The sequence below is a fragment of the Maribacter sp. Hel_I_7 genome (assembly GCF_000688315.1).
GTDB classification, from domain to species: domain Bacteria; phylum Bacteroidota; class Bacteroidia; order Flavobacteriales; family Flavobacteriaceae; genus Maribacter; species Maribacter stanieri.
Window position 1 is genome coordinate 237,306 of sequence record NZ_JHZW01000003.1, and the last position, 20,103, is coordinate 257,408.

Here is a 20,103-nt window from a genome sequence, read left to right on the forward strand (position 1 = left end):
TGGTTACTGTTTTTCATTCGTTAGTTTTTCTATACTTTTAGGGAAAACTAATAGAGAATGAGAAAGAATTATGTACTTCTAGTTGGGTTGGTAATACTGTCCTTTAATATGTTATCCGCTCAGTTCAGCGATAAGAAGAAAGATTTTGTAAAGTATGAGGGACTTTATGACTTTTACTATGATGAGGATACGGACAAGATTTATCTTGAAGTCGATAATTTAAACAAAGAATTTTTATACGTATACTCTTTAAGTAGTGGTATTGGTAGTAATGATATAGGCTTAGATCGAGGTCAATTAGGAGATGAGCAAGTAGTATTTTTTAAGAAAGCTGGTAACAAACTATTGTTGGTTCAACCGAATATGAAATATAGGGCGATTACAGATAATGTATTAGAACGTAAATCTGTAGAGCAAGCTTTTGCTAAATCAGTTTTATTCGGTTTTCCTATTGTAGAAGAGAAAGGCAGTACGTATGTTATTGATATTACCGATTTTTTAATGCAAGATGCTCACGGTGTGTCTAACCGTTTAAAAAGAACAGAGCAAGGTTCGTATAGCTTAGATAAATCTAAAAGTGCATTTGCATTAGATAGAACTAAAGCATTTCCTAAAAACGTGGAATTTGATGTTACCATGACTTTTAAGGGTGAAGCAAAAGGAGCTTATATAAGAAGTGTATCCCCAAATGCTAATTTGGTTACTGTAGCTGAACACCATTCTTTTATAGAGTTGCCAGATGATAAATATGAAAAACGTGTGTTTGACCCAAGATCAGGTTCTTCTCCCTTTAATTATTACGATTACGCAACGCCGGTAGAATCTAATATTTTAAAGCAATTTATTAGAAGACACCGTTTAGAGAAAAAAGATCCAACAGCAGCAATTAGTGAAGCGGTTGAGCCAATTATTTATTATTTAGATAATGGTACGCCCGAACCTGTACGTTCTGCACTTTTAGAAGGTGGTCGTTGGTGGAACCAAGCTTTCGAAGCAATTGGCTATAAAGATGCCTTTCAATTAAAAATGTTACCAGACGATGCTGATCCTTTAGATGTTCGTTATAATGTTATTCAATGGGTACACCGTTCAACCAGAGGATGGAGCTATGGTAGTAGTATAACCGACCCAAGAACTGGCGAGATTATGAAAGGTCATGTAAGTTTAGGTAGTTTAAGAATTCGTCAAGATTTCTTAATTGCCCAAGCATTAATGAACAAGCCTTTTGCTGAGCGAGATGATAACTATCAGCCAATGTTAGAAATGGCAATTGCCCGTATTCGTCAGCTGTCAGCTCATGAAATCGGACATACTTTGGGTTTTGCACATAATTATGCGGCGAGTACGACTGATAAGTCATCGGTTATGGATTATCCGCATCCGCAGTTTTCATTAATAAATGGTGAAGTTGATTTTGCAAAAGCCTATGAAGTAGGAATAGGGGATTGGGATAAGGTTACAGTGGCTTATTCATATCAGAATTTTAATGACGGTGAAAATGAAAAAGAAGGTCTGAACAAAATTTTGGATAAAGCCAAGGCTGATGGACTACGATATATTACAGATCAAGATGCACGGCCACAAGGTAGTGCCCATGTATTGGCTCATTTATGGGATAATGGAACTGATGTTAGTAAAGAATTAGATGATATGTTAAAGCTGCGTAAAGTGGCTATAAATAATTTCTCTGTTGATAATATTCAAGATGGTACGCCATATTCAGTTTTAGAAGATGTATTTGTACCACTTTATTTCTTTCATAGGTACCAGACGGAAGGTGTAGCGAAGGTTATAGGAGGGTTAGAATATAACTATGCCATAAAAGGGGGTGGACAAGAAGTTGTTGCTATTGCAGATAAAGCAATGCAAGAAGAAGCCCTAAAAGTTGTTCTAAAGACGTTAGATGCCAATGAAATCGCAATACCTAAGGATAAATTAAACTTGTTTCCACCACGTGCTTTTGGTACGCCTAGAACAAGAGAATCTATTAATGGTAAAACTGGAGTTTCTTTTGATGCGCTTTCTGCCGTTGAAACTGCCTCAGATATGACGTTGACGTTTTTATTACATCCAGAGAAAGCATCAAGACTAATTCAACAAAAAGCAATTGCTATAGATAATGTTGGTTTAGATGAGGTTTTAGATAAATTGATTGCAGCCACTATAAATAAGAAGCAGAAAGATGCTTATTTAAGTGAAGCCCAGACCATTATTAATTTTAGAGTGTTATTTCATATTATGAATTTGGCAGGGCATACAAACGTTCATCCTCAGGTAAATGCGATTGCATCTCAAAAATTAAATGAGTTGAATATTCAATTGATTAAAGATTCTGGCTCAAATGCAATTAGTGCAGAAATGGTTAAAAGAATTAAAACATTTAGAGAGCATCCAGAATTGTTCAAAGTAATACCTTCGCCTAAGATTCCTGATGGTTCGCCAATTGGAATGAGTTGTTTCCATTAATTCAATTTTTACAGTTTATCTATGCAAATTAATCTTATCAGTGATACGGTAACTAAACCTACTGCAGGTATGCTAGACGCAATGATGTCGGCTGTTGTTGGTGATGATGTTTTTAAAGAAGATCCAACAGTTAATGCTTTAGAGGAAAAAGCAGCTAAACTATTTGGAATGGAATCTGCGTTATTTTTTCCTAGTGGTACCATGACCAACCAAACTGCAATTAAATTGCACACCCAGCCTGGCGAGCAGTTAATTTGCGATAAGTATGCACATATCTATAATTATGAAGGTGGCGGAGTTAGTTTTAATAGCGGAGTTTCTTGTAGGCTTGTAGATGGTGATAGAGGTACAATGACTGCATCTCAAGTTGCGTCTGTAATCAATCCTCCAGATTTTTATCATAGTCCATTAACAACTTTGGTATGTGTTGAAAATACTGCCAATAAAGGAGGTGGTACATGTTGGGATTTTAATGAGCTTAAAAATATTAGAAAAATTTGTAACGAGCATAAATTAGGGTACCATTTAGATGGTGCTCGTTTGTGGAATGCCATGGTCGAAAAAAATGAAACAGCACTGCAATACGGCCAACTTTTCGATACAATTAGTGTTTGCTTGAGTAAAGGATTAGGTTGTCCTGTAGGTTCACTGCTTTTAGGAAGTAAAGAGCAAATGGATAAAGCTATTCGTATTCGTAAAATATTTGGTGGTGGTATGCGCCAATCTGGATTTTTAGCTGCAGCTGCAATTTATGCGTTAGATAATCACGTAGATAGATTGGCAAAAGATCATAAAAAAGCGAAAGAAATTGGAAAAACGCTAGCTGCTAAATCATTTATAAAAAAGGTAGAACCTATTGAAACGAATATTGTCATATTTGAGATAGATGAAACTTTTATGACAAGTGATCAGTTCGTAAATAAATTGAAGGAAAAAGATATTCTGATTATTGGAATGGGGCAAGGTAAACTAAGAATGGTTACTCATTTAGATTATACAGATGATATGCATGAAGAATTATTAAAACAATTACTGTCTATCTAGTTTTGTTACTTTATCAATACTATTAGAAATATTTAAAATTCCATTTTCCATACCGGCTTCAGAGGAGTACAATCCACTGGAGCCTATTATTTTTCCAAAAGAATTTTTTAATTCTACAAGAAACTTACCATCGGTGTTTGTTCTGCGTTCAAAGAATTTTCCGTTGGAATCTTTTAGCGCCTTAATATCTTTTAAAGTCTTATCTAGCTCATTTTCACTTGTAAAGGTTATACTTTCCAATAAAGTTTTACCATTATTAGACTTCAGCATAAACTGAAATGACCCTCCCTCTTTTTTATTGATTTTAATCATATCATTAAAGATAATTAATTATTTCTCTGCTTTTTAGTGACTTTTCAATTAATACTGTGTCTTAATCATTGAGGCAGTTGTTGAGGTTTCAAAATAAACTTTATCTCTTGGCTGAAACGACAAACTCAAATGTTCAAACAAATAAATATAAATAACCAATTATTAATTTTAAACACTATCAAAATGAAAAAAGTATTATTTCTAGCAGTTGCATTCACAGCTTCTTTTGCAATGGCACAAGATTTGCCATCAAACCCAGAACCAGGTAAATGTTATGTACGTTGTACCACTCCTGATGTTTATGTAAATGAAGTAACTACCGTTACAACTAATCCTTCTTATAAAGTTTTAAAGACGGTTCCTGCTACTTTTAAAACGGTTACAGAGCGTGTACTAGTAAGACCAGAAGAAAAAGTTCTTACAGTTGTTCCTGCAAAGTGGGGTACTGAAACTGTAACTTATGTATCTAAAGGTGGAGGAAACTCTTTACAGGTTATACCTGCTTCTTTTTCTCCAAGTACACAAACTTTAGAAATTAAGCCGGCTTACGCACAATGGGAATTGGGTGTTGCAGCTCCTGATTGTGAGTCAGGTAATCCAGATGATTGTAGATACTGGTGTTACAAAGGTTATCCTGCACAATTTGAAACAGTTTCAACTCAAGTTCTTGCAAGTGCCGCTTCTACAACTAGTACTCCATTAGGTTCTAAAAATGGTTCGTATACTAAATCAGTATTAATTTCTCCTGCTACTGTAGTTGAAAAAATTATTCCTGCTGAATACAGAGAAATTACTAAAACAGTTTTAGATAAAGATGCTTACACAGTTGAGGAATTAGTTCCTGCAAAAACTACTACTATCTCTAAAGAAGTTTTAAAAGAAAAAGGTGGTTTAACTACTTGGAAAGAAGTAGAATGTGCTTTAGTTGAGTACCAAGCTTTACCTATTAACTGGGAGTCTGGTAGCGCAACGTTAACTGCAGAAGCTAGAAACTTAATCGATAACAGATTGTTGCCGGTATTGGCTCAAAACCCTGGGGTAAAAGTTGAATTAGCTTCTCATACAGATTCTCAAGGTGGTGCAGCTTCTAACCAAGATCTTTCAGAAAGAAGAGCTAAAGCAGTTGCAGATTACTTAATTACTAAAGGTGTTAACTCTAGTCTTTTAGTAGCAAATGGTTACGGTGAAACTAAATTATTAAACAGATGTAAAGATGGTGTTTCTTGTACAGCAAGAGAGCATGCAGTAAACAGAAGAACTCAATTTAGATTAATCAACAACTAGTATTTAGTATATTGAAATTATAAAGGGCTTACATAAGTAAGCTCTTTTTATGTGCACATGTTTTAAATGGTAATCAATTATTGTGTAAGATTAAGACATTAGTCTTCTTGTTCTATATACTTGATCCTATTGATTAATAATAATGTAATGATAGCTATTCTAGCGGGGAAATGTCATGGCTTATAAAGCACATCTTTTACAAAAGTGATGTTGTTATTAGCTGGTTACTGTTTATATGGAACAAATAGTAGTATTAAACGTAGTTTAGGCATATTATGAATTATGCATTGGTACATGGTTTTAATTACAGTTTGAATGAATTATAATCAGTTAAATTTTTAGAAATAAAACTCTAAATCAAAAAGAGGGCTTACCTATTGTAAGCCCTCTTTTTATTCGTTAAACTAAACTAGTCTATTTATTCTTTTCTAGTAGTTTAATATGTGAATCAATAACACCGTTCATACTATAGCCCGATAGTTGATCTAACTCTTTTCCTTTATCATCAATAACCTTTAGCAAAGGAAAAACTTTTTTCTTATTTAATTTGTTAAGCAATTCCTTGTTATGGGTCATTTGCTTTTCAGTCAACAAGTCTCTGTTTCTTGGAACATCAATATAAAGAAGAATGTAATTGCTTGATAATTCTTGAAACTCACTTGTGTCAAACAAATCAGTTTTAAGCATTTTACAAGGTGGGCACCAATCGCTCCCTGTAAAATAAACGAGTACATTTTTATGCTGTTTTTTTGCTTTTGAAATAGCAGTATCATAATTAGTAAGCCATTTAGAATCATCTACGGTATTAGAATCTGCTTGTGCAGAAGCTAATAACGGGATCATCAGAAAAAAAACAAAGTACTTCATAATCATTATTTTAAAGGTTAATTGCAAATAACCTGCCAATCTTACTTAAATAACGAGTCCATTCCTGGAATATTGGGCATGCCTTCATTTGCAACGGCTCCAAGTTCAGTTTCATTAACTCTAGTTGCGTTTTGTATGGCTTTGTTTAAAGTTAAGATTAAGTAGTCTTCTAATTGCTCTTTATCTTGTAAAAGACTGTCATCTATTGCTATTTTCTTTATTTCTCTGTTGGCAGTAATAGTCACAGCAACTAAACCATCATTAGATTTTTCTTCTAGTGTTACCGTATCTAATCTTTTTTTTGTTGCTTCAACTTTTTGTTGGGTCTCTTTGAGTTTTCCCATCATGCCCATCATATCTCCAAACATAATTTCATTTTAAATTTAGGATGTAAAAATACTAAAAATACGAGTATTTCAGTTTTTGCTTCCAATAAAATGGGGGTCTATGAATTAAGCTTATTTTTGCTTTCTTATTTTATAATGAAGTTTGTATGAGTATTAAACATCCGCCAAAGGCGAAAAAAATCCCGAAAGAATTAGTTATTCATAATGATGTTCGGGTAGATGATTATTATTGGCTAAATGAAAAGGAAAACAAAGATGTTATCTCATATTTAGAGGCAGAGAACGATTACTATGATGCTTTAACAGGACATACTAAAGATTTTCAAGAATCTCTTTTTCAAGAAATGAAAGGGAGAATTAAAGAGGATGATTCTTCTGTTCCTTATAAATTGAATGATTATTGGTACAGTACTCGTTATGTAATAGGAGGGGAGTATCCTCTTTATTCTAGATTTAAGCATAGTTTAGAAGCTACTGAGGAAATTATGTTTAATTGCAATGATATGGCAAAAGGGCATGATTATTTTAGTCTTGGTGGTATCGCAATAAGCCCAGATAACAAACTTGCGGCTTTTGGTGTAGACACTGTTTCTAGAAGACAATACACCTTACAAATCAAGAATCTTGAAACAGGTGCAATTTTAGAAGATAAAATTGAGAATACAACTGGTGGTGGCGTTTGGGCGAATGATAATGAAACTTTATTTTATACCAGAAAAGATCCAGTAACGCTACGTTCAGATAAAATTTATAAACATAAATTAGGAACACCAACCTCTGATGATGTGTTGATTTTTCATGAAAAGGATGATACGTTTAGTACATTTATTTACCGTACTAAATCTAAAAAATATTTGGTAATTGGTTCTTTTAGTACATTAACTTCTGAATTTCAGATACTATCTACTGATAATCCTGATGGTAAGTTTGAGGTTTTCTCTTCCAGGGTAAGAGGTTTAGAGTATACTATTTTTCATTATGAGGATAGTTTTTACATCTTAACGAATAAGGATAAAGCAGAGAATTTTAAGTTGATGCGCACATCAGAAGAGAAAACATATTCTGAACATTGGATAGAGTTTATTCCCCATCGTCAAGAAGTGCTTCTAGAAGATATCGATATTTTTAAAGAGTACTACGTATTATCTGAACGTGAAAACGGACTCAATAAAATTAGAATTGTTAGGTGGGATGGTGCTGAAGAATATTTTTTACCATTTAAAAGTGAAACTTATACTGCTTATGTTGGTAGTAATCCTGATTTTGATACAGAGATTTTAAGGTATTCTTACAACTCGATGACAACGCCAAGTTCTGTTATTGATTTTAACATGAGAACTAAAGCGAAGGAAGTTAAAAAGGAGCAAGAAGTTCTTGGTGGTAAATTTGATAAAGAAAATTATAAAGAACTTCGTTTATGGGCAACTGCTAGAGATGGAGAAAAAATACCAATGTCGGTCGTTTATAGAAAAGATACGATATTAAATAAGGATACTCCTATTTTGCAATATGCCTACGGATCATACGGTTCTACTATAGACCCTTATTTCTCTACTGTTAGATTAAGCTTGTTAGATAGAGGTTTTGTATTTGCTATTGCACATATTAGAGGAGGCGAATATTTAGGTCGTAGATGGTACGAGACTGGTAAATTACTTAAAAAGAAAAATACATTTACAGACTTTATAGATTGTTCTAAATATTTGATAGAACAAAATATGACGAGTGCAAATCATTTATACGCTATGGGTGGTTCTGCCGGTGGTTTATTAATGGGCGCAATTATAAATATGCAGCCAGATATTTATAATGGAATAATTGCTGCAGTGCCGTTTGTGGATGTTGTAACTACGATGTTAGATGATTCTATTCCGCTTACTACTGGCGAGTATGATGAGTGGGGCAACCCAAACGAGAAAGAATATTACGATTATATGAAGTCCTATTCTCCCTATGACAATGTTATTGCTCAAGAATACCCTAACATGTTAGTTACAACAGGTTTGCATGATTCTCAAGTGCAATATTTTGAGCCTGCAAAGTGGGTAGCTAAATTAAGGGAGTTAAAAACGGATAACCATCTATTGTTATTAAATACCAATATGGAAGCAGGTCATGGCGGTGCTTCGGGTAGATTTGAATCTTTGCGAGAGGTAGCAAAGGAATATGCCTTTCTTTTAGATTTGGAAGGAAAAATCGCATAGTGGAAAAAAAATGGTAACTTTGCCTCGGAAATTTTAACAAATTTCGATTTTAAAAATAACTAAACATTGATCCCCCTTATGAAAAATGAGATCAGGGCTTACAACAATATTTTAGAACTAGTTGGTAATACTCCATTAGTTAAATTAAATAGAATAGCAGAAAACCTTACAGGTAATTTTTACGCCAAGGTAGAAGCATTCAATCCAGGTCACTCTTCTAAAGATAGAATTGCGATTCATATTATTGAGCAGGCAGAGAGGGCGGGTTTACTGTCCGAAGGCAGTACGGTAATAGAAACAACTTCAGGTAATACCGGTTTTAGTATTGCAATGGCTAGTATCATAAAAGGGTACGATTGCATTTTGGCGGTTAGCTCTAAATCATCACCAGACAAAATAGATATGCTCCGCTCTATGGGCGCTAAAGTATATGTTTGCCCAGCGCATGTAAGTGCAGATGATCCAAGATCTTATTATGAGGTGGCTAAGAGATTACATAAAGAAACAAAAGGCTCCATTTACATAAATCAGTATTTTAATAAACTGAATATGGAGGCACACTATAAATCTACAGGTCCTGAAATTTGGGAACAAACAGGTGGGCAAATAACACATTTAATTGCTTGTAGTGGTACAGGTGGTACAATTTCAGGTACTGCTCGTTTTCTAAAAGAACAAAACCCTAATATTAAAGTTATTGGTGTTGATGCTTTTGGTTCTGTATTGAAAAAATATCATGAAACAGGAAAGTTGGATACCAATGAAATTTATCCTTATAGAATAGAAGGGTTAGGTAAAAACTTGATTCCTGGTGCTACAGATTTCAGTGCTATAGATGAGTTTATCAAAGTCACCGATGCTGAAAGTGCACATACCGCAAGAGAAATTTCTAAAACAGAAGGTATTTTTGTTGGTTATACAAGTGGTGCGGTAATGCAAGCTATTAAACAATTAGATGAATTAAATACATTTAACAAGGATAGTAATGTTGTGTGTATTTTTCCAGATCATGGCTCACGTTATATGAGTAAAATTTACAGTGATCAATGGATGGAAGATCAAGGTTTCTTGAATAATAATACAGTTGAGGAGACGCAGGAAATTCAATACATAAAATAATTAGTATTCAAAATATTATATAAAAAAAGTGGGTTTATAGCCCACTTTTTTGCATTGTAAATAATTTATGAATTTTTATCAAATTTATTTACTTTTGCAGACAGATCCAAATTAAACAATGAAAGACTTATTTGATAGAATTTTAGCGAATAAAGGCCCTTTAGGTAAATGGGCTTCACAAGCAGAGGGATATTTTGTTTTCCCTAAATTGGAAGGTCCTATTTCTAATAGAATGAAATTTCAGGGAAAAGATGTTATCACCTGGAGTATCAACGATTATTTAGGCTTGGCGAATCTTCCTGAAATTAAGAAGGTTGATGGAGAGGCGGCTGCTGAATATGGTTCTGCATACCCAATGGGTGCAAGAATGATGAGTGGTCATACGGAGTTTCATGAGCAATTAGAGCAAGAGTGTGCCGCTTTTGTTGATAAAGAAGCTTCTTATTTACTGAATTTCGGGTACCAAGGTTTTATGTCTGTTATTGACGCCCTTGTTACTAAAGATGATATTATAGTTTACGATGTAGATTGTCATGCTTGTATTATTGATGGTGTGCGTTTGCATATGGGTAAGCGTTTTACCTTTGTTCATAATAATGTTGAAAGTCTAGAAAAAAACCTTGAGCGTGCTACCAAAATGGCAGAACAAACTGGTGGGGGTATATTAGTTATCTCTGAAGGTGTTTTTGGTATGCGTGGCGAACAAGGCATATTAAAAGAGATTGTAGCTTTAAAAGATAAGTTTACTTTTAGATTGTTAGTTGATGATGCCCACGGTTTTGGTACTTTAGGTGCAACGGGTGCAGGAGCAGGTCAAGAACAAGGTGTACAAGATGGTATTGACGTTTACTTAGCTACGTTTGCTAAGTCTATGGCAAGTATTGGTGCATTTGTTGCTGCTGATCAAGAAATCATAGATTACTTAAAATATAATTTACGTTCGCAAATGTTCGCTAAGTCTTTACCAATGGTTTATGTGAAGGGAGCATTGAAGCGTCTTGATATGTTACGTACCCAACCAGAGCTTAAAGCTAAACTTTGGGAAAACGTAAATGCGTTGCAAAACGGATTAAAAGAAAAAGGTTTTGATATTGGTACTACTACAAGCTGTGTTACACCAGTTTATTTAAATGGTAGTATTCCAGAAGCTATGGCTTTGGTAAAAGATTTACGTGAAAATCATGGTATTTTCTGTTCTATCGTAGTTTACCCAGTTATACCTAAAGGATTAATTCTTTTACGTTTAATACCAACGGCAACACATACTTTGCAAGATGTGGAAGAAACGTTAACAGCATTCTCTTCTATTCGTGAGCGTTTACAAAACGGTACATACAAAAGATTGTCTGCGGCTGTAGCTGCTGCAATGGGAGAATAAAAGCTCCATGATATTATAATAAAAAGCCCGGAATCAAATTTTAGATTCCGGGCTTTTTATTTATGCTTTATTAAAGTGATTTTCTATAGGTTCTTCTTCGTTTGTAAACCACAGGGTCAAAGTGCTTCCACATTTGTTTTATAGCAATATTTTCTTCTAGCTCTGGTGTTCTGTAGCACATATCAATTCCTTTATCCGTAAAGGTTTTGTGGTACTCATTGAAAATAACAGCTGTTACTCCTTTGTTTTGGTATTCTGGGTCTATGCCGATAAGGTAGAAAATAACATCTTTGCTATTTTTCTTGGCTTGTAGTAAATGGAATAACCCGAACGGAAATAATTTACCTTTAGCTTTCTGTAATGCTTCAGAAAATGCAGGCATAACAATGGCAAATGCAATTAATTTATCTTCTTTATCCTTTACAAACTTTATATACTCAGGATTTATAAAGCTTATGTATTTCTTCTTAAAATAAGCTTTTTGTATTTCTGTAATAGGTACGAATGAAGAAAGGTTTGCGTATGTTGCATTAAAAAGATCGAACATCTCGTCTGCCATAGGCATCACCTCTTTTGTTTTGGTAAAGTTTACTTCTTTGAGTCCGTAACGTCTTTTTACCAAATCATTCAATTTTGTAAAAAGTTTAGGGTCTGCATTTTTAGCCGGAAACTTATTTTCCATGTATTCCTTTTCCTTTACAAAGCCTAAATTTTCATAATGATCTTTATAGTAAGCGTGGTTGTACCATGTAATCATAGTACCAATATGGTCAAAACCTTCCACGAGAACACCTACTTTGTCCAGGTTAGAAAAGCCTACGGGCCCTTCCATATATTCTAGGTTGTGTTTTTTGCCTATTTCAGCAACTTTGTCCAATAAAGTTTTTGAAACTTCTGGATTATCAATAAAATCGAACCAACCAAAACGCATTTTTTTTACATTTTGCTGATTTATTTCTAGGTGGTTAATTACCGCAGCTACACGACCAACTATTTTGCCCTCATCCATGGCAAGAAAAAACCATGCTTCAGCATCTTTAAATACTGGGTTTTTATCCCTGTCAAAGCTCTCTAATTCATCATTGATGATAGGAGGTACCCAATACTTGTTATTTTTGTATAGGGAGAAAGGAAAGGTTACAAAGCGTTTTAAATCTTGCTTTGTTTTGGCTTCATGTAGTGTGATCATTGAACTTCTTTAGAAGTGCCAATATTAGTAATATTAATCAACAAAGTAAAGTAGTTGAATGTGAAAAATAGAATGTGAAAGCTTTGAGTTAAAAGTCTATCTCGCTACTATCTTTCTTTTTCTTCTTTTCTGCTTTTTTTAATTTCTTAAGTTGTTTTTTTGAAGGACCTAAGTCAATATCTTCAGCTCCGTTACCTTTTTCTTTGTCAGCCTTCTTTTTCTTTTTCATGGCCTTCTTATCTATAGCTCCGCCATTTTGATCAGCTTCCTGGTCTTCAATTGGTTTAAGACTATCCTTGTGGAAATCCATACGGTAAGATCCACCTAATCCAAAGAATATACGAGAAGGTGTGTTTTTTAAACTGGCACCCATATTAAAATCTAACTGCAAATTTTCTTTAAGTAAATGCGCTATACCACCACGTATTAATAAATCTGCATAACGATCGCTTTGAATGCCTTGGTGCTCAACAAAAACACTCCATTTTGGATTTCTAAATGCATGTGATAATGAAATGGTGTAACTCAATTCTGGATCATCGGTACTTATTCTATCATAAGCAGTGTTTGTAATTAAAACAAATCTTGGAGTTAAACGACTTTGGGTAGCGATCATACCTCGGTAAGACAGTGTTGGTTCTCCAATAAAGAAAGGATTGTCTCCTAGCACAAAATTTACACCTCCGTAAAGAGAAACGGCTGGTAAAAGATTTTTAAACTGGAATTTATTATTAGCTCTCCAGCTATAAAGATTTGGTTTGTTGGCTTCAGGGTTTTTGAAAGGGTCATAAACAAGAAACTTTAGTCCTAATCGATTTCTTGAGAAATCTCTTCTTTTGGCTAGTAAATCAAAATTGGAATAGGTGATGTTTTGGTCTTGGAATGTGCCTTCATAATTCAATTCTAATTTTTCAAACAAAAGTCCGTAGCGTAACGAAATATCGGTGCCCCAAATATCAGATTGGGTGTTTAATAGACTATGATCTTGTTGTTCGTAAAATAAGCCCATTTCTGCCTGTACTACATTTTTTCCAACGGCATAAGCACTAACAGAAATTCCTGGTCTATTAGAATTTATAACATCAGTATATTGAGAAATACCTACCAGAGGTAGAAGAAAGATGAAGCTTAATACGTATTGATATGATTTAGTGTAGGCAAAAAGACTATTCATGAACACGATTTTATATTTATTTTAATAGTATGATTCTTTATATACAACGTGATAATTGTATTTTTGATATATATAAGTTGTAATAAATGGCTTTTTTAAAAACTATATTAATTATTCTTTTGGTGTATTACTTGCTAAAATTTTTGGCAAAGTTATTTGCGCCGAAAATATTGAATTACGCAGCAAAGAAAACCGAATCGCATTTTAGGCAAGCGTTTGATAATCAACGCCCTTTTGAAGAACAAGAAGAAGAGAGTGTTATTATCAATAAAAAACCATCAAGAAAAAAGGCAGATTCTGAAAAAGTAGGTGAATACATTGATTTTGAAGAGCTAGACTAGTTATCTTTGTAAAAACACTACTTATTTAGCAAATGAAGCAAGGCTTAAAATTCTTTTTCATCCATTTTTTTGTTGTCGTATTTTTTATCATTGCTGCATTGGCATACTTTAGTCCTGTTCTTCAAGGGAAAGTGATGTATCAGCATGACATTGCCCAGTATACGGGAATGGCGAAAGAACAAAATGATTTTAGAAAATCTAAAGACCAAGAACCATACTGGACAAATAGTGCCTTTGGCGGTATGCCAACTTATCAATTAGGGGCAAATTATCCACATAACTATATTAAAAAATTAGACCGTGTCATTCGTTTTTTACCAAGACCGGCAGATTACCTATTTCTGTACTTCATAGGTTTTTATATTTTACTCTGTTGCTTAAAAGTTGATTATAAACTAGCAATAGTAGGAGCTTTAGCTTTTGGGTTTTCTACCTATCTTATTATAATTTTAGGTGCTGGGCATAATGCCAAGGCACATGCTCTGGCATATTTACCTGTTCTGTTAGCGGGTATTGTGTTAGTTTTTAGGAAAAAATATCTCTGGGGGTTTGTGTTGACTGCATTGGCCATGGCTTTAGAAATTACGGCCAACCATTATCAGATGACATATTATTTCATGCTTTTAGTATTAGTGTTAGGTGTAGTTTATCTAATTTATGCTATAAAGGAGAAACAGCTAAAACATTTTTTTATCTCAGTTGGTATTTTATTGTTAGCAGTAACTTTAGGTATTGCAGCCAATGCTACAGGGTTAATGGCTACTAAGGAATATGCCGATTGGAGTACACGTGGTAAAAGTGAATTAACAATTAATCCAGATGGTTCACCAAAGGAAGATACCGGTGGTTTAAGTAAAGGGTACATTACCAATTGGAGTTATGGTATTACAGAATCATTGAATTTATTTGTTCCTCGTTTGTTTGGTGGAGGAAGCCAAGAAAATTTAGGCGAGAATTCTAAGTCTTTTAATTATTTAATTGATAAAGGTTTGCCAAGATCTAGTGCTTTAGATTTTGTAAGCGGGCTACCTTTATACTGGGGTGAACAACCAGGTACCTCTGGACCTGCATATTTAGGAGCCGTAATATTCTTCCTGTTTATTTTAGGTTTATTCTTGGTGAAGGGAAAACATAAATGGTGGTTGTTATTTGGGTCTCTACTTTCATTGGTATTATCGTGGGGTAAAAATTTTAGTATTCTTACTGATTTTATGATCGACTATTTTCCTTTGTACGATAAGTTTAGGGCAGTATCTTCTATACAGATTGTCTTAGAACTATGTGTGCCAATTTTGGCTATTCTTGCCTTGAAAAAGTTGTTTAAAGATAAAGTGCCACAAGCTGATAAAATGAGGTCTTTGACTTTGTCTGCCGCAATAATTTTAGGTCTAGGTGTTGTGTTGTTCATTTTTAAAGGTGCTTTTCATTTTGTAGGCGCTGCTGATGATAATTTGCGAATGACCGGTCTGGAGCAGTTGCCAGAAATGCTTCGCTTGGATCGTAAGAGTGTTTATACTAGCGATTTATTACGTTCGTTAGCTTTTGCGCTAGGTACTGCATTGTTGATTTGGTTGTATCTGAAAGAGAAATTGAAAATGAATTTCTTGATTATTGCCATCGGGGTTTTAGTGGTGGTGGATTTAGTTGGGGTAGATTTACGATACGTTAATAATGACAATTTTGTGTCTAAACGTAAAATGTTAGAGCCTTTTCAAGAATCTGCAGCAGATAAAATAATAGCTAAAGATAATGGTGTGTTTCGTGTCTTTGATCAGACAGATGGTTTTGATTCTGCAAAAACAGCTTATTTTCATCAAAGTATAACAGGCTACCATGCGGCTAAGCCAGCGGGTATGCAAGACCTTTTCGATTTTCATGTATATAATGGTAACATGTCTATTCTAAATATGATGAATATTAAATATGTCATCAGAAAAGATCAGGAGGGGAATTCTTTTCCGATTGAAAATCCTAATGCTAATGGAAACGCTTGGTTTATTTCACAATTGAAACCGGTGGTCAATGCGGATGCGGAAATTATGGCTTTAGACAGTTTGGATACCAAAAATGTTGCGGTTATTAATTCTTCTAACTTTAAAGATATTTCACCGTTCGAATATCAGGTAGATTCAACGGCGTCTATTTCTTTGGTAGACTATGAACCAAATCACTTGACATATTCATCTAAAAATAGCAACGAAGGCGTGGCAGTTTTTTCTGAAATGTATTATAAAAATGGATGGAACGCTTATATAGATGGAAAACAAAGTGATTATTTCAAAGTCAATTATGTACTAAGAGCACTTAATGTTCCTTCTGGAGAGCATAAAATTGAGTTTAAGTTTGAACCTAATGTAGTTGTTGTAGGTAGTAAAATTACCTTAGCTAGTACTATTTTATTAGGTCTTGTTATAGTCGGCGGATTAGGTTTTTCTTTTTGGAGGTCTAAAAAAGAAGAAGAAGTATAATGAGAAAGGTTCTGGTCATTACTTATTATTGGCCGCCTGCTGGCGGACCGGGAGTTCAACGTTGGCTCAAATTTGTTAAATACCTTAGAGACTTCGGTATTGAGCCTGTTCTTTATATTCCTGATAACCCACATTATCCTTTATTGGATGAATCTTTTTTGCAAGAAATTCCTTCTGATTTAATTATTTATAGACATAAAATAACGGAGCCATACCGTATAGCTTCCTTGTTTTCAAGTAAGAAAACAAAGCGTATTAGTTCAGGAATTATTCAGAGTAAAAATCAGTCTTTTCTTGAAAAGCTTTTATTGTGGGTACGTGGAAATCTTTTTATACCCGATGCACGGAAATTTTGGGTGAAACCTTCGGTTAATTTTTTAAAGAAGGTTTTAGATAAAGAAAAAATAGATACCATTATCACTACAGGGCCGCCACATAGTGTACATCTAATTGGTTATTATTTAAAACAAGCTCGGTCATTAAACTGGATTGCCGATTTCAGAGATCCATGGACAACCATAGGTTATCATAAAAAACTTAAACTGACTACATCTTCTGAAAAGAAACATAAAAAATTAGAGTCTAATGTTTTAAATGCTGCGGATAAAATTATTGTTACTAGTAAGACTACAAAACAAGAATTTCAAAATATAACTTGTCAGCCAATACAGGTGATAACTAATGGATTTGACAACGTTGAAGAGACCAATTTTAAGCTTGATTCCAAATTTACTATTTCACATATAGGTTCCTTATTAAGTGGTAGAAACCCTATTAAGCTATGGAAAGTCTTATCTGAATTGGTAAGAAGTAATACTGATTTTAAGAATAAGCTTTGTATTCGGTTTGTTGGCGTAGTTAGTAATGAAATACTGGCTACTTTGAAAGATTTGGGTTTGTATGAGTTTATTGAAATTGAGGGCTATGTTTCTCATCAAGAGGCATTAGCTTATCAAAAAACTTCTCAAATATTATTATTAGTTGAAATAGATTCGCAAGATACCATTGGTATAATTCCCGGTAAGTTATTTGAATACATGGCAGCGAAACGACCAATTTTAGGTATTGGTCCTAAAAACTGGGAAGTGGCTAGTATAGTTGAAGAAACTAAAACTGGACACATATTTGACCATTCTAATGATATTGCTTTGAAAAACGTACTTTTAAAATGGTTTGAACAATTTCAAGTGGGTAAGTTGCAAATAGACTCAAATGCTATTGAGCAATATAGTAGAAGGGAGCTCACCCGAAAATTAGCTGAATATATTTAATGGGGATCGTACTAAAACAGTCTTTGAACAACACTATTGTAACCTATATAGGTTTTGCAATAGGTGCTGCCAATACCTTGTTTTTATACACCAATTTTATGCAACCAGATAATTATGGATTAATACAGGTTATCTTATCTGTGTCTGCAGTTTTAACACCAATTTTGGCTTTTGGTGTTCCAAATAGCTTGGTTAAATTTTATTCGAATTTTAAAAACGAGGAGCGTCAAGATTCATTTTTGATATTAATGGTTTTACTTCCTTTGATTCTTATTATACCTATTGCAATTGTAAGCTATATAGCAAATGATGCTATAGGTAACTTACTTTCAAGGCAGAATGCTATTGTCCGTGATTATGTTTGGCATATTTTTTTAGTAGGTATGGCTATGGCATATTTTGAAGTGTTTTATGCCTGGGCTAGAATTAGAATGAAATCGATGTTTGGTAATTTTATGAAAGAGATTTTTTGTAGAGTTGGTCAAACTATATTATTGATACTTCTATGGGTTAAGGTAATCGATATTGATTTTTTTATAAATGCATTGGTAGGCTTTTATTTAGTACGTACCATAATTATGAAAATCTATGCTTATAGTTTACGGAAACCACATCTAAATTTTAAACTGCCTTCTAATTGGGTAACTATTGTAAAATACAGTGGGTTAATAATTCTTGGTGGATCCACAGCAATCGTTTTAATGGAGGTCGATAAGGTAATGTTGAATAATTTTTTAGAACTGGAAAATGTGGCATTTTATGCTGTTGCCGGTTTTATTGCTTCAACTATAGCTGTGCCAACAAAAGCGATGCATCAAATTACCTATCCACTTACAGCTAAATACTTGAATGAGAAAAATAAGTCTGCCCTTAAGGAGCTATATCAAAAAAGTTCATTGACACTATTTATTGTCTCGGGGATTCTTTTCCTACTTATTTTATTGAACCTAAATGAACTTTATGAGTTACTTCCTCAAAAATATTCTGGTGGATTTATGATTGTATTTTGGGTAGGGTTGGTTAAGGTGTATGATGCACTTTTAGGTAATAATAATTCTATTTTATTCAATTCTGATTATTACCGTTCTATCCTTTTTTTCGGCGTATTATTGGCTGCTTTAGCAATTGTTTTTAATCTTTGGTTAATTCCTAATTATGGCATCAATGGTGCGGCTATTGCTAGTTTTAGCGCTTTCTTTATTTACAATACTCTAAAATTAGGGTATGTAAAACTTAAGTTTAAAATACTTCCATTTACCAATGAAACATTTAAAGTTCTGGCATTGCTTATAGTAGTTGGTGCTATATTTTCTTTTGTTTCATTCCCATTTCATCCCATTATAAACATTGGTCTAAAAAGTATATTAATGATTGTTTTGTACGTAGGTATTCTGTATCGTTTTAAAATATCAGAAGACGTGTATGGTGTTTTGAATAAATTTCTAAATCGCTAATTACATTTGATTCGCACTTTTTTGTGGTGCTTTTTGAAGACCGTATTGTTGCTTGTAAATTTTAACGATTATTAAAAATAGGTTTATAATCAGCGGACCAAAAATAAGTCCAACAAATCCAAACAAAGGGATACCAATTAATACTCCAATTAATGTAATTAGCGGATGTGTGCTATCTAGTTTTTTTAGTACAAATAAACGAATTACATTATCGGTCATGCCCACTACAAGGATGCCATAGAGTAATATTCCCCATGCTTGAAAATCTTCGCCACTTGCAAGGCTCAATACAAATACTGGAAATATGCCAATGAATGTACCAATGAATGGAATCATTGATCCTATGGTTACGATTACAAACCAAAAAAGCGGATTTTCAATTCCGAAAATATAAAATCCTATAAGAGCTATGAAACCTTGAGCTACAGCAACTAAGGGTATTGCAATGGCATTTGAACGAACAACATTGTCTATTTCTTTACCTAATGTAACCAAATTTTTATTACTTAATGGAATGTATTCTAAAAGCGATTCTTTTAATTGTTTTGGACTTTTTAGCATGTAATAAAGCAGAAATAATAAAATCCCTAAAGAGATTAAAATGTTGAAAGTACCACTTGCAAAACCTTGTAAGTTATCTGTTAACCAACCAGAAGCTTGTTCTGGGTCAATAGCAGATGAGATATCGTATTGAACATATTTTTCTAGTTGAAATAATTGTTCTTTAAAAGCTTTGGTTACTTGCTCAGATTTATCGGTAAAATTATCTAGTTGTGAGCTTAGCATAAATGCGGCACCTGTTATTGGAACAAAAATGCCAACGAAGGAAGCAAAAATCAATAGCATTGAAGCCCATGTTCTTTTAACCCCTTTGTTTATAAGTTTTAGCATCCACTTTCTAAGAACTACATATAAAGTTAATGCTCCTAAAACACCAGAAATATAAGGAAGCATATACTTAATAATTAGCCCTCCAAGAAAAATTATCAATGTCAGTATAATTAGTTGCCTTAGTATTTTATGATTTATTTTTTTCATAAATGTATTTTGAAGAGAATTCAAGAATTGGACGAAAATTAGGTTTATAAACCCAGGGGGATTAACTCACTTGGGTATATTAGTAGTCCAAAAATATATCTTGTAGATTTCTGTTAAATACTGATTAACTTTATTCCATTGTTGCTA

16 protein-coding genes are annotated in these 20,103 nt (G+C 33.6%); 10 read left to right on the plus strand and 6 right to left on the minus strand.

The genetic code is table 11. From position 1 onward, the window contains the following. The first annotated feature begins 57 nt into the window (after positions 1-57). Both P178_RS0112580 and P178_RS0112585 read left to right on the plus strand, forming a co-directional pair. On the plus strand, positions 58-2,466 hold the full coding sequence (locus tag P178_RS0112580; protein WP_027066550.1) for a zinc-dependent metalloprotease: 2,409 nt from the start codon (positions 58-60) through the stop codon (positions 2,464-2,466). 21 nt (positions 2,467-2,487) lie between these two features. Continuing rightward, positions 2,488-3,510 carry a threonine aldolase family protein gene (locus P178_RS0112585; RefSeq protein ID WP_027066551.1) on the plus strand — a complete coding sequence of 341 codons (1,023 nt, stop codon included), beginning with the start codon at positions 2,488-2,490 and terminating at the stop codon, positions 3,508-3,510. Here the strand turns inward: P178_RS0112585 and P178_RS0112590 are convergent. After that, positions 3,496-3,822 carry a YegP family protein gene (locus P178_RS0112590; protein WP_027066552.1) on the minus strand — a complete coding sequence of 109 codons (327 nt, stop codon included), beginning with the start codon at positions 3,820-3,822 and terminating at the stop codon, positions 3,496-3,498. The two genes, P178_RS0112585 and P178_RS0112590, sit on opposite strands and share 15 nt — an antisense overlap. Before the next feature lie 183 nt (positions 3,823-4,005). Here P178_RS0112590 and P178_RS0112595 point away from each other — a divergent pair, with 183 nt between their 5' ends. Next, positions 4,006-5,106: an OmpA family protein gene (locus tag P178_RS0112595; protein ID WP_027066553.1), complete on the plus strand. Its 1,101-nt coding sequence runs from the start codon at positions 4,006-4,008 to the stop codon at positions 5,104-5,106. A 414-nt stretch (positions 5,107-5,520) separates the two neighbouring features. Here the strand turns inward: P178_RS0112595 and P178_RS0112600 are convergent, their stop codons facing one another. Both P178_RS0112600 and P178_RS0112605 read right to left on the minus strand, forming a co-directional pair. After that, complete coding sequence (locus P178_RS0112600) at positions 5,521-5,973, minus strand: thioredoxin family protein (protein ID WP_027066554.1); 453 nt, start codon at positions 5,971-5,973, stop codon at positions 5,521-5,523. A gap of 41 nt (positions 5,974-6,014) precedes the next feature. Next, positions 6,015-6,341, minus strand: a complete 327-nt coding sequence (locus tag P178_RS0112605; protein ID WP_027066555.1) for a YbaB/EbfC family nucleoid-associated protein — start codon at positions 6,339-6,341, stop codon at positions 6,015-6,017. Positions 6,342-6,466: 125 nt separating this feature from the next. On the opposite strand from P178_RS0112605, the gene P178_RS0112610 reads away from it, so the two are divergent. From P178_RS0112610 to P178_RS0112620, 3 genes are all read left to right on the plus strand, one after another. Next, positions 6,467-8,524, plus strand: a complete 2,058-nt coding sequence (locus P178_RS0112610) for a S9 family peptidase (RefSeq protein ID WP_036146777.1) — start codon at positions 6,467-6,469, stop codon at positions 8,522-8,524. Between the two features lie 78 nt (positions 8,525-8,602). Further along, positions 8,603-9,643, plus strand: a complete 1,041-nt coding sequence (locus P178_RS0112615) for a PLP-dependent cysteine synthase family protein (RefSeq protein ID WP_027066557.1) — start codon at positions 8,603-8,605, stop codon at positions 9,641-9,643. A 118-nt stretch (positions 9,644-9,761) separates the two neighbouring features. Next, on the plus strand, positions 9,762-11,021 hold the full coding sequence (locus tag P178_RS0112620) for an aminotransferase class I/II-fold pyridoxal phosphate-dependent enzyme (protein ID WP_027066558.1): 1,260 nt from the start codon (positions 9,762-9,764) through the stop codon (positions 11,019-11,021). Between the two features lie 70 nt (positions 11,022-11,091). On the opposite strand, the gene P178_RS0112625 is transcribed toward P178_RS0112620, so the two are convergent. Then, on the minus strand, positions 11,092-12,210 hold the full coding sequence (locus P178_RS0112625; protein ID WP_027066559.1) for a hypothetical protein: 1,119 nt from the start codon (positions 12,208-12,210) through the stop codon (positions 11,092-11,094). 88 nt (positions 12,211-12,298) lie between these two features. Continuing rightward, positions 12,299-13,384 carry a transporter gene (locus P178_RS0112630; protein WP_051638293.1) on the minus strand — a complete coding sequence of 362 codons (1,086 nt, stop codon included), beginning with the start codon at positions 13,382-13,384 and terminating at the stop codon, positions 12,299-12,301. 143 nt (positions 13,385-13,527) lie between these two features. Here P178_RS0112630 and P178_RS0112635 point away from each other — a divergent pair, with 143 nt between their 5' ends. Genes P178_RS0112635 through P178_RS0112650 form a run of 4 tightly spaced genes read left to right on the plus strand, consistent with a single transcriptional unit; the run spans position 13,528 to position 18,918 of the window. Beyond that, on the plus strand, positions 13,528-13,725 hold the full coding sequence (locus tag P178_RS0112635) for a DUF4834 domain-containing protein (protein ID WP_316930013.1): 198 nt from the start codon (positions 13,528-13,530) through the stop codon (positions 13,723-13,725). A gap of 32 nt (positions 13,726-13,757) precedes the next feature. Next, positions 13,758-16,193 carry a YfhO family protein gene (locus tag P178_RS0112640; RefSeq protein ID WP_027066562.1) on the plus strand — a complete coding sequence of 812 codons (2,436 nt, stop codon included), beginning with the start codon at positions 13,758-13,760 and terminating at the stop codon, positions 16,191-16,193. After that, complete coding sequence (locus P178_RS0112645; protein ID WP_027066563.1) at positions 16,193-17,464, plus strand: glycosyltransferase family 4 protein; 1,272 nt, start codon at positions 16,193-16,195, stop codon at positions 17,462-17,464. Before P178_RS0112640 ends, P178_RS0112645 begins: the two co-directional genes overlap by 1 nt. Beyond that, the gene (locus P178_RS0112650) at positions 17,464-18,918 is read left to right on the plus strand and encodes a polysaccharide biosynthesis C-terminal domain-containing protein (protein ID WP_027066564.1); all 1,455 of its coding nucleotides are present in this window, start codon (positions 17,464-17,466) and stop codon (positions 18,916-18,918) included. Before P178_RS0112645 ends, P178_RS0112650 begins: the two co-directional genes overlap by 1 nt. Here the strand turns inward: P178_RS0112650 and P178_RS0112655 are convergent, their stop codons facing one another. Then, positions 18,919-19,956: an AI-2E family transporter gene (locus tag P178_RS0112655; protein WP_027066565.1), complete on the minus strand. Its 1,038-nt coding sequence runs from the start codon at positions 19,954-19,956 to the stop codon at positions 18,919-18,921. Positions 19,957-20,103 lie beyond the last annotated feature (147 nt).